General features: G+C 30.6%; 12 protein-coding genes. 6 read left to right on the top strand and 6 right to left on the bottom strand.

Annotation, left to right across the window (positions count from 1 at the left end):
• Positions 1-79: 79 nt before the first annotated feature.
• The 6 genes from rsmA to ppsA all read right to left on the bottom strand — a co-directional run bounded on the left by rsmA (position 80) and on the right by ppsA (position 7,399).
• The gene (rsmA, locus tag M2325_RS04655; protein WP_245314150.1) at positions 80-916 is read right to left on the bottom strand and encodes a 16S rRNA (adenine(1518)-N(6)/adenine(1519)-N(6))-dimethyltransferase RsmA; all 837 of its coding nucleotides are present in this window, start codon (positions 914-916) and stop codon (positions 80-82) included.
• Between the two features lie 112 nt (positions 917-1,028).
• Positions 1,029-2,144, bottom strand: coding sequence for an oligosaccharide repeat unit polymerase family protein (locus M2325_RS04650; RefSeq protein ID WP_259051648.1), 1,116 nt, complete (start codon positions 2,142-2,144; stop codon positions 1,029-1,031).
• 214 nt (positions 2,145-2,358) lie between these two features.
• Positions 2,359-3,126 carry a phospholipase D-like domain-containing protein gene (locus M2325_RS04645; protein WP_209590949.1) on the bottom strand — a complete coding sequence of 256 codons (768 nt, stop codon included), beginning with the start codon at positions 3,124-3,126 and terminating at the stop codon, positions 2,359-2,361.
• 142 nt (positions 3,127-3,268) lie between these two features.
• Entirely contained in the window at positions 3,269-4,183 is a 915-nt protein-coding gene (locus tag M2325_RS04640) for an AEC family transporter (RefSeq protein ID WP_259051646.1), read from the bottom strand.
• Between the two features lie 110 nt (positions 4,184-4,293).
• Entirely contained in the window at positions 4,294-4,806 is a 513-nt protein-coding gene (locus M2325_RS04635) for a phosphopantetheine adenylyltransferase (protein WP_259051644.1), read from the bottom strand.
• Between the two features lie 304 nt (positions 4,807-5,110).
• On the bottom strand, positions 5,111-7,399 hold the full coding sequence (gene ppsA / locus M2325_RS04630; RefSeq protein ID WP_259051640.1) for a phosphoenolpyruvate synthase: 2,289 nt from the start codon (positions 7,397-7,399) through the stop codon (positions 5,111-5,113).
• 710 nt (positions 7,400-8,109) lie between these two features.
• Here ppsA and M2325_RS04625 point away from each other — a divergent pair.
• The 6 genes from M2325_RS04625 (at position 8,110) to hisC (ending at position 14,374) form a co-directional block, all read left to right on the top strand.
• Positions 8,110-8,928: a transketolase gene (locus M2325_RS04625; protein WP_374759685.1), complete on the top strand. Its 819-nt coding sequence runs from the start codon at positions 8,110-8,112 to the stop codon at positions 8,926-8,928.
• Between the two features lie 150 nt (positions 8,929-9,078).
• Positions 9,079-9,741 carry a ribulose-phosphate 3-epimerase gene (gene rpe, locus M2325_RS04620; protein WP_209590945.1) on the top strand — a complete coding sequence of 221 codons (663 nt, stop codon included), beginning with the start codon at positions 9,079-9,081 and terminating at the stop codon, positions 9,739-9,741.
• A gap of 83 nt (positions 9,742-9,824) precedes the next feature.
• Positions 9,825-10,757 (top strand): transketolase family protein, encoded by a 933-nt coding sequence (locus M2325_RS04615; protein ID WP_209590944.1) that lies wholly within the window; start codon positions 9,825-9,827, stop codon positions 10,755-10,757.
• A gap of 308 nt (positions 10,758-11,065) precedes the next feature.
• A complete protein-coding gene (locus M2325_RS04610) occupies positions 11,066-12,343 on the top strand; it encodes an ornithine cyclodeaminase, nickel-pincer nucleotide-dependent (RefSeq protein WP_209590943.1) in 1,278 nt (425 codons plus the stop codon).
• Positions 12,344-12,421: 78 nt separating this feature from the next.
• Positions 12,422-13,180: a DUF2100 domain-containing protein gene (locus tag M2325_RS04605; RefSeq protein ID WP_259051635.1), complete on the top strand. Its 759-nt coding sequence runs from the start codon at positions 12,422-12,424 to the stop codon at positions 13,178-13,180.
• An 81-nt stretch (positions 13,181-13,261) separates the two neighbouring features.
• Positions 13,262-14,374 carry a histidinol-phosphate transaminase gene (gene hisC / locus M2325_RS04600; protein ID WP_259051633.1) on the top strand — a complete coding sequence of 371 codons (1,113 nt, stop codon included), beginning with the start codon at positions 13,262-13,264 and terminating at the stop codon, positions 14,372-14,374.
• The last annotated feature ends 74 nt before the right edge of the window (positions 14,375-14,448 follow it).

Below are 14,448 nucleotides of genomic sequence, written 5' to 3'. Positions count from 1 at the left end.
CATCGCTTGAAAAATCATCAGCTGGGGATAACGTCATCATCTGCTCGATTAGTATAATCTATTCTTATGCTTTATATACCTATTGTTCCAATTTAGGTAATTTAGAAATAAATTTATTCAATAAATTAGATAATTCACCTATTTCAAAGCCAGGTAATTTAAAAACTCTTTCTTTAAAGTCAAACTCTTCAGAATACGCTTCTATAAATTCTTTAACATGTTCACGAGTAAGATTAAGCTCGTGTGCAGAATTAACAAGAGCCTTACCAACTGTTTTATTTCTATGTTGGAATAATGCTTTAAGTAAATTTTTAAATGTTTTTTCATCTAATACCTGATAATCAGGATTTTTTTTAATTAATTTAACAATTGCCGAATCTACTTTGGGTTTAGGCGAAAATGCAGTAGGTGGAACTTTACAAACCATCTTTACGTCGGCATGATATTGAACCGCTACGCTAAGTCTACTATATTCTTTTGTATCTTCTTTTCCCACCATTCTTTTGGCAAATTCGTATTGATACATTAGTACAGCTAAATCAAAACCTTTTTTACGCTCTAAAAATTTAAAAGTAATCGGTGAAGATATTTGATAAGGTAAGTTAGCAACTATCTTATTGAAGTCCAATGAATCCAAATCCACTTTTAAAGCGTCTTCCCATATAATGGTCACATTAGGGTACTCTTTAACTACTTCTTTGGCAAATACTTCTAATCTCTTATCAAGCTCTATTACGTAGACTTTTTTAGCTACTTTTGCAAGTTCTTTGGTAAGTACACCTTCACCAAGACCTATTTCAAGTACTATATCCTCATCATTTAAATTTGCACTGCTTATTGCTTTTTTTACAAAATTTTTATCCTTTAAAAAGCACTGACCTAATTTTTTAGAATTTTTATGAGAATTTGAATTCATACAACCACACATTATTTATTTTTTCAATCTTATCTTATTATCTTATTATCTTATACTATTATCTTATTTTTAATTTAATTTAATTTAATTTATTTTTTATATTATCTTTATTTTATCTTTTTTTCACTTTATATGCTTCGTATAATCCATAAACCAAAGAAAAAGCACCTAATCCAAAGAAAAATACTACATCTAAATCCAATATACCAGTTTCAATCCCTGCGAGTAAATAAGCAATTAATATCGCGTATATTCCCATAAATACGCCATTAAGTTTGCTACTAATGTAATGTAATGCCCCAATGAATATACCGAGAGTTCCGAAGTAAGGTATTAATCCTAAATATCCAAAATCTGCAAAAACTGCTCCAAATATCGTAGGTGTAATTGTAACACCTTCTATTCCAAGACTATTTGCAACTATAGTTCTAGGGCCCGAAGAAACGCCAGGAATAAGTTTATATGATGAAAAAATTGCAGTATGTAACACACCTTGAAGGCTACCTTCAAAATTTTGAACTATCATATCTAAGATATTCATAGTCAACTGTACACGCGATACAATCGGATTTCCGCCAATATTTAGCGAATAAAATCTTAGTACTGACATTACAATTACGATTAAAGCAAGTCCAACAACTGGGTAAACAACCTGTTTATTCGATAACTTGTTGTTATAGTACATAACGAATATTGTAGATAGCAATAGGATAATAACCTGAGTCCTATAGCCTAGTAAAGCAACCAATGCCGCGAAAACCAAAGAATAGCCAAATACCTTTTTTTTGCTCATTTCAGTGCATGAAACAACTATCGCCCAACCTAGTGGTAAAAGATGCGCTAATCCCGTAAATCCAACATTTAAAAACTTTCTTGAGGCAGGGTCAAATAAAGGAACTCCGCTAACCCAGATTAAGTCTGCTACGGTAAATAAAGCCCCTACAGCTATTAAAAGTAACCCAATTTTCCTATGTTTTTCATAATTAATATTTTCTCTTATTAAATTAATTAATTCACCATCTTTATTATCATCAAATTCAGGATTTAAATATTTTTTAATAATATTTTTTCCAACATTGAAGGATAAATAAAAGAAACTCGCACAAAATAGGACTATAGCGCCGGTTGTGACTGAAATATTGCATGCAAGTATCACAAACATACAACTTATAATAACAAAAATATCATTTGGATTAACTTTTTCTTTTAAATTTAGATTTAAATTCATTTTATCACTAATCCTTATCAAACATCGTTTTAATTACATCTAAACATCTGTCGTAAATATTTTAAATATTGTAAATTTTAATAAATTTTAATAAACTTTATTCTAAATACATTAATAAATTATTTTAATATGCGTATAATCAATATTAAAAAATTAAGAAATATAATTGAAATATCTAGAAATATCTAGAACTATCTCTTATCTATTTTTATATTTATTTCCATGAACTAACCTTTAATTTGGAATTTTCACCAATTTTTTCAGCTAATTCGCTGTTGGTTTCTTCATAGACTACAGAAACTTTTAAGTCGGATGTTAAAACATTGTTTGGTTTCAAAATCTCGTCAAGTGATTCAAAATGACTAATTTCGAAGTCTCCAATCATTGTAGTACCATTTAATAATATATTGAATACTGGCATTAATTCATCGTATTTAAACACGTTTCTAATCTGTTGTTGTGTCGTAGGCAACAATGTATTACCGTCTGAAGCAATTGAGCCTTTAACAATAATATATTTTGGATTTAAGCCTTCAATCGAGGTTTCTTGCTCAATTTTTGATTTTAAATCAGCAAAAGACTCCGCTTGTAACTCATCTAATCTGTAGGTAATCATTGAATTACCGGAAGGTACTAATTTTATGTATTTAATCGCGATATCTTCCTTAGAAGCTAATCTACCGCCTAATTCATATTCTTTGTTATTGTATGCAACTTTAAGAGTTCCCCCTTTTGCACCAATTACCCTTATGGTATCTTTAAATGGACTTTTATCAGCTGTCCATTCACCTTCTACTTCTGCATTTAAAATAAAACCTTTCTTTATAATGTTGTCAGATACCCATGCACATTTGTACATTTCTTCCCCGCTAAAATCGTATTTTGCCGTATTAGAACCTAAAAAATTGTATCCCAACACACCTGCGGTAACAACTATTGAAAGAATAACTAGTATTTCTAAAATACCGATTTTTAATTTCATAGTATCACAATTGTAAATTAATTTTTTTATAAATTTAAATTGATATCAAACTAAAATATCTATCAATTTTATACTATAAAAATATGTAATAAAAAATAAAAAAAAGGAAAATATAAACAAAGAAAAATAAAAAAATTAATATTTAAATAATATTTAATAGATGATAGAATAGCGTAAGTGTACCTATAGATATCACAGTGGTTATAAAACAACCTGAAGCTATCATTTTAATGTCTAATTTATATTGTATCGCAAATACTAAGCTCATCATAGCTGAAGAAGTCCCAGACTGTAAGACTGCGACATTTCTATCCAATGTATTATCTAATACAAATTCCGAAGCCCCAAAGGTGAATCCAGGGGCAAGTAATAAACGTATAACCGAAGCAACCAAGCCGTAAAACATACCAAATTTAAGAGCTGAAGGTGATAGGGATAAACCCAGGGATATCATAATCAAAGCAATCGTAGCCTGTGAAAGATACGTAAGTGTTTCAATAACGATTGGAGGCATATATGATAAATTAAACCCTAATATAACTAGCAAAGTACTGAAAACCCCTGCTACAATCGGCGGGAATTTCATAATCTCTAAAGCAACGTTTTTCTTAGCTCCTGACATTTTAAGACCGATATATGTACCAAGTCCCATAATAACTATTACGCTACCCATATCCCAAAAGATAGCTCTTGTAAGTCCTTCTGCACCATAAAATCCATTTATAACGGGGTATCCCATAAAGCTAGTATTTCCAAGGGTACATAATAATATAAATGCACCAAGTGATTTATTGTCCATTTTTAAAGCTTTTCCAACGTAATAAGACGTTATTATACAAAATGCAGACATTAAAAATACCAAAATCGGTAATTTTAAAAATTCTGAAAGTTGGTCAACTCTTACATTTTCAAGAATATTTAAAAATATTGTGGAGGGTATACCCATGTAAATAACTATGTTATTAAGCGCTAAAATATGGTCTTCGTTTAATATCTTGCCTACTTTTGCAAGATATCCTACCAAAATTAAAGCCACTATTATTATCATTATATCCATAATTTCGCCTTATATTTATTCACAAATAATTCAATTATTTATAATTTAACTATATTCGTAAATTAGTAAATTATTAAATTAGTAAATTAGGTAATTATTCTAGTTATTATTTAATATTTCAATACGTTTCCACACTTGTCCAATTCATTACATCTAATTCGAGTGGTTGATATTGGTTTATTATCTTCTGCCATCTCAAATTCACATAATTCTATATTTATAGGTTTTTTTCCTTTTTCAATACGTATTTTGTTTATTTTTTCCGCATTGCAAAGTGTTTCAGGACTAACAATTATATAATCGTAGTCATTTTCTAAAGTATCCCCGTATGGGTCGTTAATGATTTGTATTTCAAATTCTAAGTTATTATCCGTAAGGAAGGTTTCTAACTTTTTAATTCTAATAACCAAGGGGTTAATATCGTGTTTCTTGTATTTTTCGTATTTTTTAAGGTACTCGTCACTAGTAATTCCTATATAAAGTTTACCAAATTTCGAACCGTGTTTAAGTAGTTTTTCATGCCCCTTATGAATTATATCAAAAGTACCGCCAATTACAACCCTAGTACAAAGCTCTGATTCGTTATTACATATTATTTTATTCTTTATTTCAGATAGTTTCATTTTTGTACCTTTTATTTTTTTATATTTATTTATTAATATTCATTTATATCCATTTATTTTTATTCATTATTTAATTTGTAATATATATAGTTTGACATAATTATATCTTCTATAGTAATTATAAAGCCATATGTCCAATAAAAATTTAAAAAAATTTAAAAATAGCTGTTATATGCCTGAATATTAATAATTATTAAATATAAATACGTATTAATTGATAATAATGTAATTAAAAGTAATTAAAAAAGAAAAAGAAAAAGAAAATGTAGATTTTAGATTAAATAATATTATATGGTATTAAATATTATTTTTTTGAATTTCTTATTGAATCTAAAATTATTTTTTGCTCTGTTCTTGCTACTACGCTTCTAATAGTTTTTACAGCGTCTATGTTTGATGAAATACTTGTGATACCCCATTCAACTAATTTTTCAACGATTGCAGGTCTACTTCCAGCTTGTCCACAAACTGATGTTTTAACATCATTTTCTCTACAAACTTTTATAACTTGCTCGATTAGTTTTAAAACTGCAGGGTGGTTTTCCATGTAGTATTTAGCCACAAACTCGTTGTTTCTATCAATTGCAATAACGTATTGTGTTAAGTCATTGGTACCGAAACTAATGAAATCTACACCTTCTTTTACAATATCTTCAATGATTAAAGCAGCTGCAGGTGTTTCAACCATGATACCAAACTCGATGTCTGTTCTCATGTTTAAACCTACTTCTTTACCTATTTCTTTAACTTTTCTAATTTCGTCAACATTTGTAACGAGTGGTATCATAATGTTTAAGTTTCTGTAGCCATCCTCTCTAAGTCTTTTAATCGCTTTTAATTCGCAACTTAAGATTTCTGGTTGGTCTAATCCTCTTCTGATACCTCTCCATCCCATCATTGGGTTTTGTTCGTGTGGTTCGTCTTGTCCACCTTCTAAACCCATGAATTCATCGGTTGGAGCGTCTAAAGTTCTGTATGTAACAGGTCTTGGGTAAAATGCGTCTGCTACTTTCTTAATTCCCTCCATAAATACTTCAACAAGTGCTTCTGAACCTTGTTCGTTCAATATTTTACTTGGGTGAACACCAGTTCCTAAAATCATGTGTTCAGCTCTTAATAAACCAACACCATCAGCACCGGTTGCAGCAGCTCTTTCAGCTACTTCAGGCATACTTACATTTACTTTGATGTCTGTAGCTGTGATTACTGGAGCTCCTTCGTAGACAACTTGTTGTTGAGCTTGTTCCACACCATTTTGTTTTTTAGCAATTGCACCTGCATATACAATACCTTTTTCACCGTCAACAGTTACAGTTTCACCGTTTTTCAAAAGTTGGGTTGCCTTTTTAGTTCCTACTACACAAGGTGTACCTAATTCTCTTGAAATAATTGCAGCGTGACAGGTTAATCCCCCATCGTCAGTAACAATTGCTGCAGCTTTTTTCATTCCTGGAACCATATCTGGCGTGGTCATTTTTGTTACTAAGATGTCCCCTTCTACAACATCTCCGATTTGGTCAAGGTCTAAGATTAATTTAACGTTTCCTGACATTGTACCTGGTGAAGCACCAATACCTTTCATTAATATTTCAGCATCGTATTGCCCTTCTGACGCTGTTTTTCCATTTTTTCCGCCTTTGTCTAATGTTGTAATAGGTCTAGCTTGAACCATGTATAATTCATCGCCTTCGTAAACCCATTCAATATCCATAGGTTGAGCATAGTGTTTCTCAATTAATTTACCAACTTGTGCAAGTTTTAATATTTTAACTTCGTCTAAAACTTGAGCGTCTACTTTTTCAGCAGGGGTTTTTATTTCTTCGGTTTTACCTTCTGCATTTTTAATAAACATAGTGTCTTTACTTGCAACATTTATGTCAGTTACTTTTTCAGCTTCTTTTGCTATTAAGTAAGTGTCTGGGCTAACTGTACCGCTAACAACACCTTCACCGTATCCCCAAGCTGCTTCAATAACCATTTGGTCGTGATTTTGATTAATTGGGTTAACTGTGAACATAACACCTGCTTCATCTGCATCAGCCATTTTTTGAACTACAGCACATAAAGCTACTTCAAAGTGGTCAAATCCTTTTTGCTCCCTGTAAAAAATAGCTCTAGGTGTGAATAATGATGAGTAGCATTTTCTAACTGCTTCGAAAACTTCTTCATTACCCTTCATGTTTAAAAATGTTTCTTGCTGTCCTGCAAAACTTGCATCTGGCAAATCTTCCGCAGTAGCTGAACTTCTAACTGCTACAAAGATATCTTCGCCATCACTTAATTTGTTGTATGATTCGATAACACTTAATTTTAAGTCTTCAGGCATTTCCACTGTTTCAATAGCCTTTCTAACATCTTCGGAAGCTTTTATTAATTTTTTTGAATCGTTTACATCTAAACCTTCGAGAATGTGTTTAATAGTGTTTTTTAAGTTAGTTTCTTCAATGAAATATCTGTATGCGTCTGCCGTAGTAACAAATGCAGGAGGTACTGGTAATTTTGCGTTCCACATCTCACCTAATGAGGCACCCTTCCCACCTGCTATATCTACATCTTCATTTGTTAGTTCATCTAACCAAGCTATTAATTTCATTCTTTCACCGTAGTATAAATATATGATAATTTTTTAATATTACTTTCTTTTTAATTTATTTTAATAATTTATACGTTTTATATAATTTATATCATTTATATAATTTATAATTCAATAATACAATGTGTTACAAATTATTTATATGATTCTGTAGAGTTTAATACTTCATTCTTGTATAAATCACATTTGCAAAATATATGCTTATATCTATACAACTACCTATACAAATTTGTATCAACATCTACATATGTATCTATAGTTTCGATTGTATTTATAATTACATAATGATACGGGTAATAAAATTAAAATCTGTATTTTTAATTAATTTGTATTGTTAATTTGTATTTTTTTATGTATTCGTTAACATCAAATATCCTAATTAAGTATTTAAATATAATCCTTAATTGAAATATAATATAATAAATTGTTAAATATTTTATTAATATTATATTCAATTGTATAGTATAAATTATAGGATTGTAATAATATAATATGAATATAAAATTAAAATCAAAATTCTATTTAGTAAGTCTAGCCATATGCTAAATATATAAATAAGTAGTGAATTAAATGAATTATAAAATATTATTTAATGTTAAATATTATGTAATCAGACATTATGTAATCAGCATATATATTTCATAAGTAAATTAATGTAAATTATGTAAAATGGTGTAATTATGAGTACAAACGATAAAAACGATAAAACCATGGAACAAAAAATCCAAGAGTTAACCCAAATAACAAAAAAATTAAGATACAATATTGTAAAAATGATAGCAAAAGCTAATTCAGGACACCCTGGTGGCTCATTATCTGCTATTGACATAGTAGCTACACTTTACTACGAAATTATGAATCAGGATGCAACAAATCCAAAAATGCTAAATAGAGACAGATTTATTTTAAGTAAAGGTCACGCATGCCCTGCAGTATATGCAACATTAGCAAGTTTAAACTATTTTTCAGAGAATGAGTTATGGAATCTTAGGCAAGTTGGAGCTCTTTTGCAAGGTCACCCTACAATTGATATACCAGGAATTGAAGCAAACACCGGTTCATTAGGTCAGGGATTTTCAGCATCAGTGGGTATTGCACTCGGTTGTAGATTAGATAAGTATGATAACAACGTTTTCACACTTTTAGGCGACGGAGAATGCCAAGAAGGTCAGGTATGGGAAGCTGCAATGGCTGCACACCACTATAAATTAGATAATTTAATCGCAATCGTTGATAGAAACAAGTTACAAATCGATGGTTGTACTGAAGATGTAATGTGTTTAGGCGACGTTAAAGCTAAATTCGACGCTTTCGGTTGGAACACATTTGAAATTGATGGGCATGATTACAAAGCAATCATTGAAACCGTAGAAACCGCAAAAGCACTTAAAAATGGAAAACCTACTGCAATAGTTGCAAACACAATTAAAGGAAAAGGCGTTTCATTCATGGAAAATAACGTAGGATTCCACGGAAAAGCACCAAATACGGAAGAATTAGAGCAAGCTTTAAATGAATTAAGCAATTAATTAAAGAAAATACTCAATATATCAAAAAATACTATAAAAATACTATAAAAATATTATACGAATATTTGATAAATAGCAATTAAATTATGTTATTACTTAATAAATTTGTTATTTATCTAAATTATCGAGTTTATAATTAATGGTGATTAAATGGTTATGATTGGAGCTTCAATATTGTCTGCTAACTACGGACATATGGCGGAAGAAGTAAGAAAAGCAGAAGAAGCGAAAGTTGACTTTTTCCACGTTGATATTATGGATGGTCACTTTGTACCTAACTTAAGTATGGGTTTAAAGGTACCTGAATACTTAAAAGATATTACACACGGAACAGATATAGATGTTCACTTAATGGTTGAAAATCCAGACATATTTATCCCAAAAATAGCTGAAGCTTCAGATATGATTTCATTCCACGCAGAATCTACAAAATATTTATTCAGAACAGTAGATTTGATAGCAGACCATGGCGCAAAGCCAATAATAGCATTAAATCCATCTACCGGTCTCACAAATATCGAATATGTACTCGAAAACTTATACGGGGTACTTATAATGACTGTAGAGCCAGGATTTTCTGGTCAATCATTCATAAACCCAATGGTAAAAAAGATTGACAAATTGAAAAATTTAATACTTACAGAAGGATACGATACAAAAATATTCGTAGATGGTGGTATAAACACTAATACTGCACCTAAAGTTGTTGAATCAGGAGCTGACGCTTTAGTTGCTGCATCTGCAATATATGGAAAGGATGACGTTGTAAAAGCTGTTCAAGATTTAAGAGCTTCTGCAAATTTCAAAATTTAATCAAAATTAATCAAAATTAATCAAAATTAATCAAAATTTAATATATTGATTTAATAAATATAAGTTAAACTAACGGTGAAACAATGAATGGAGTTAAAAAGGCAATGAGAGAAGCCTATGGTGAAACATTAGTTGAATTGGGCGAAAAAAATGAAAATATTGTAGTTTTAGATGCGGATTTATCAGGTTCTACAAAAACAGCTCTTTTCTCAAAAAAATACCCTGAAAGATTTTTCAATGCAGGTATTGCAGAGCAAAACATGATTGGAATGTCCGCAGGTCTTGCAAGAACTGGAAAAACCGTTTTTGCATCTACATTTGCAATGTTTGCAACTGGTAGGGCTTGGGAACAGATAAGAAACTCAATAGCGTACCCTAAATTAAATGTAAAAGTATGCGCAACTCACAGTGGCGTAACTGTAGGTGAAGATGGAGCTTCCCACCAAATGACCGAAGATTTGGCAATTATGAGAGTTATACCAAATATGGTAGTTTTAGCACCTGCAGATTACTATGAAGCTAAAAGCGTTATTAGATGGTGTGCAAATTACGAAGGACCAGTTTATGTAAGAATGCCAAGAGGAAACACCGAACTTATATTTGATAACGAAGAAGATGCAAAATTCGAATTAGGAAAAGCAAGAAAATTAAAAGAAGGAACTGATATAACAATTATCGCAACCGGTGAAGTAGTACCAGAAGCTTTAAAAGCATCAGAATACTTAAGCAATGAAGGAATAAGCGCTGAAGTAGTATCTATGACTTCAATAAAACCTATTGACGAAGTTGCAATATCATTTGCAAAAGATATAATCGTAACTTTGGAAGACCACAACGTAATCGGTGGTTTAGGTGGAGCTGTTTCAGAAGTTGTTTCTTCAAAAGGTCTCAATAAAAGAGTTTTAAGAATCGGTATAAATGACACATTCGGTAAATCTGGACCTGCAAACGAATTGTTAACCTACTACAAGTTAGATGGTAAAAGCGTAGCTGAAACAATTGTTAAAAACTTATAAATCTTAAATTTTTATTCTTTTATTCTTTTATTCTTTTTTTTTAATTATTAAGTATTAAGTATTGTTTTATTATTTTTATAGAACTAATTTCTTTTTTTTATTTACAATATCCATTTCCAAAAATCTTTATATAATTTAGCACATAAAAAGAATATAAAATATATATTTTTAAATTTAATACAAATTACAAATAATTCCAATAATTCCAATTATTATGATAAAATACAAATATAAAATACAAGTATACTGAATAATAACACTGTTGAATACACTGTTAAAGGCTTTAAAAACAAAAATTCGGTGAAATAATGTTTATGCGTGAAATTGAATTGAAAGGGCACATTGTAGATAGCATGATTATGACAAAAGTTTTCGATACTACCTTGGAATTGGGCGGAGACTATAAAGTTTTAGAATTTGATATAGGAAAAGAAAAAACTGACCCTTCCTATGCAAAGCTCTTAATTATCTCAAATGAGAGTCAACAGCACCTTGAGAGCATATTGGAAGAATTACAAAACATTGGTGCAGATATTCCCGAAGTTCAAGATGTTAATTTGAAACAAGCTGAAAAAGACCAGTGCTTACCTAAAGGGTTTTATTCAACAACAAACCACCAAACTTTTGTTAAATTAAATGGTGAGTGGATTAGTGTACAACATCCAAAAATGGATGCTGTAATAACTGTAGACCCTGTCGCAAAAACCGCTGAAACAAAGGTTATACGTAAAATTAAAGCTGGCGACTATGTTGTAGTAGGTCACAGCGGTATTAGAATCGTACCTCCTGAAAAACCAAGAGACGCCGGTCAATTATTCGAATTCATGAATTCTGAAGTTTCTTCTGAAAAACCAAAGGAAGCCATAATTAGAAAAATTGCAAAGGAAATGTTTGAAATCAAACAGGAATATCAAAAGAATTTAAAAGAAGGCAAAAAAGAAGGCGGTATTGCAATAGTGGGTGGTCCTGCAATTATACATACCGGTGGAGGAGAAGCTTTAGCTAAATTGGTGGAAATGGGATATGTTCAAGGTCTTTTAGCAGGTAACGCACTCGCAACGCACGATATCGAGAGTGTATTATATGGCACTTCATTAGGTATTAATATAGAATCTGCAAACCCTGTTGTAGGTGGTCATAAACACCATATTTACGCAATAAACGATGTAAACAAAGCAGGAAGCATAAGAAATGCTGTAGAACAAGGTATAATCACAAAAGGTATTATGTACGAATGTATAAAGAATGATGTACCTTACATATTGGCAGGAAGTATAAGGGACGATGGACCGCTCCCAGATGTAGTTACTGATTCCGTAGAAGCTCAGGACATCATGAGAAGCATGGTTATGGACAAAAAAATGGTTATTATGATGGCAACGCTCTTGCATTCAATAGCAACCGGTAATTTAATGCCATCGTCTGTAAAAACCGTGTGTGTAGATATATTACCTGCAACAGTTACAAAATTAATGGACAGGGGGACGTCCCAAGCAATTGGTGTTGTAACGGACATAGGTGTATTTTTAGTCTTATTGGCAAAAGAATTGGAAAAATTGGAAAATGAACACAATAGTAAAAAATAAATTAATAATAGATTAATAATTAATAATAGATTAATAATTAATAAAATAGAATACTATAAAATAGTAATGGATGATATAATGGATAAACAACTTAGAAATTCGCAAGAATTACTTAAAAAATCAATAGAATCAATTTCAAAATTGGAACAAGAGAAATTGATAGAACTTAAAAAACAGAATATGGGCAATAAAAATGGTGCTGAAAATGGTGACAGTGCGAACACCAAAAATGCTGAAAAAACCCATAAAGACGCAAAAGCAGGTAGTATTAACATATTAGAGCTTAAAAAAGCAGCCTATGATTTAATAGAAGCTGACGAATACGTGTACAAAAAAGCTCCTAATCACGAATTAACAAAAGAAGAAGCTGAAGAGTTTACCAAAATAATATTGGACGCTCAAAAAAGTTTAAATAACGTTTTAGAAGCTTTTGGATTTGAGCAAGAAAAAACTATCATAAATCTTGACTCTGAGGCGTTATATTTAGTTAGCAATAAAAAATTAATAAAAATATTGAACGAAATAAACGAAGAAGCAAACAAAGCAATGGGAATAACTTTAAAGACTAATTTAAACATTATTTCGACAGAAGGTGTTTTAGAACCTGAAGATATGCTAGTTATTAATCCAAAAATGCCTGAAAAAGCCTTAAAGGGTATTGAAAAGAAATGTACGATTACAAAGGAAAATATCCAAAAAATAATCGATAACAAAAAACCTACTGCCATATTTGTAGTATTCAAAGAAGGAGATAAAGCTGACGAATTAATTTTAAAGAGGGCAGAAGCTTTATACGATGCTAAAAAATTACCTTTAGAAGAATTACAAATACTTTAATCGATTGAATTATACGTCTATAATTTTAATTATACCCCCTATAATTCTATAATATTTTTAATTATTAACTGAGATGATTTTATGATTGATGATAAAATAAGAAATGTAGTGAAAGAATTTAAAGCATACGTTCCGGGAAAATCAAAAGAAGAAATCGCAAGAAAATATAATTTAGACCCTGAAACAATTATAAAATTAGGTTCAAACGAAAATCCTTGGGGTTGCTCACCAATGATTAAAAATAAATTACTCGAAGAGTTACCGAAATTTAGTCAGTATCCTGAATCAATAAACCCGCTTTTATTACATGAGATAGCCGATTTTGCAAATGTACCAAAAGAAAACTTAATCGTGGGTGGAGATGGTGCAGATGAAGTAATAGACCTTATTATGAGGATTTTAATTGATGAAGGCGACGAAGTTATAATACCAATACCAACATTTACACAATATGCAATTTCCGCAAAAATACACGGTGCAAATATAAAATGGGCTAAATACGATGAGGAAAACGACTTTAAATTAGATTTAGAAAGTGTTTTAAGTCAAATAACTGATAAAACAAAAGTTATTTTCATATGTACACCAAATAACCCAACTGGTAATGTAGTCCCTACTGATGATATTAAGAAAATCGTTGAAGCTACTGACGCTCTTGTAATGATTGACCACGCTTATATTGAATATTCAAGAAAAGAATATGATTTAACCGATTGGGCTTTAAAATACGATAATGTACTAGTATTAAGAACCTTCTCAAAAGTTTTAGGTCTCGCAGGTCAAAGAATCGGATACGGTGTTTCAAGTGCAAAGGTAATCGATTATATGATGAGGATAAGACCAGCGTTCAGTTTAACAAGAGCTACGCAAATTTCAGCAATCGCTACACTTCAGGATAAGGAATTTATTTATAAAAGTCTCGATGACGGAATAAGGAGTCGAGAAATGATATACGACGGAATAAAACAGTTTAAAGAACTAGACGTTTACCCAACTGAAGCGAATTACATGCTCGTAAAAGTTAAAAATGGTATGAATTCTTCACAATTTACCGAGGAATTGCTTAAAAAAGGCGTTATTGTTAGGGATTGTTACTCTTTCACCGGATTAGAACCTTATTACGTAAGAGTATCTATAGGAACCTTTGAAGAAAATGAAAGATTTTTAAATATACTTAATGAAATCGTTGAATAAAAAGAATAACAAAGAAAATTAAAAATATATATTAAATGTAAAAATTAAAATTAAAAAATAAAATTATTCTATTT

Origin of the sequence: Methanococcus voltae PS (assembly GCF_024807035.1) — an archaeon.
GTDB classification, from domain to species: domain Archaea; phylum AGJL01; class Methanococci; order Methanococcales; family Methanococcaceae; genus Methanococcus; species Methanococcus voltae.
Note: the sequence above shows the minus strand (reverse complement) of the source record. Positions and strands in the feature narration are given on the sequence as shown.

What these genes read in the sequence shown, in the direction of transcription:
- rsmA (WP_245314150.1), bottom strand. Translation starts at nt 916, where the DNA reads ATGAATTCAAATTCTCATAAAAATTCTAAAAAATTAGGTCAGTGCTTT.
- M2325_RS04650 (WP_259051648.1), bottom strand. Translation starts at nt 2,144, where the DNA reads ATGAATTTAAATCTAAATTTAAAAGAAAAAGTTAATCCAAATGATATT.
- M2325_RS04645 (WP_209590949.1), bottom strand. Translation starts at nt 3,126, where the DNA reads ATGAAATTAAAAATCGGTATTTTAGAAATACTAGTTATTCTTTCAATA.
- M2325_RS04640 (WP_259051646.1), bottom strand. Translation starts at nt 4,183, where the DNA reads ATGGATATAATGATAATAATAGTGGCTTTAATTTTGGTAGGATATCTT.
- M2325_RS04635 (WP_259051644.1), bottom strand. Translation starts at nt 4,806, where the DNA reads ATGAAACTATCTGAAATAAAGAATAAAATAATATGTAATAACGAATCA.
- ppsA (WP_259051640.1), bottom strand. Translation starts at nt 7,399, where the DNA reads ATGAAATTAATAGCTTGGTTAGATGAACTAACAAATGAAGATGTAGAT.
- M2325_RS04625 (WP_374759685.1), top strand. Translation starts at nt 8,110, where the DNA reads ATGGAACAAAAAATCCAAGAGTTAACCCAAATAACAAAAAAATTAAGA.
- rpe (WP_209590945.1), top strand. Translation starts at nt 9,079, where the DNA reads ATGGTTATGATTGGAGCTTCAATATTGTCTGCTAACTACGGACATATG.
- M2325_RS04615 (WP_209590944.1), top strand. Translation starts at nt 9,825, where the DNA reads ATGAATGGAGTTAAAAAGGCAATGAGAGAAGCCTATGGTGAAACATTA.
- M2325_RS04610 (WP_209590943.1), top strand. Translation starts at nt 11,066, where the DNA reads ATGTTTATGCGTGAAATTGAATTGAAAGGGCACATTGTAGATAGCATG.
- M2325_RS04605 (WP_259051635.1), top strand. Translation starts at nt 12,422, where the DNA reads ATGGATAAACAACTTAGAAATTCGCAAGAATTACTTAAAAAATCAATA.
- hisC (WP_259051633.1), top strand. Translation starts at nt 13,262, where the DNA reads ATGATTGATGATAAAATAAGAAATGTAGTGAAAGAATTTAAAGCATAC.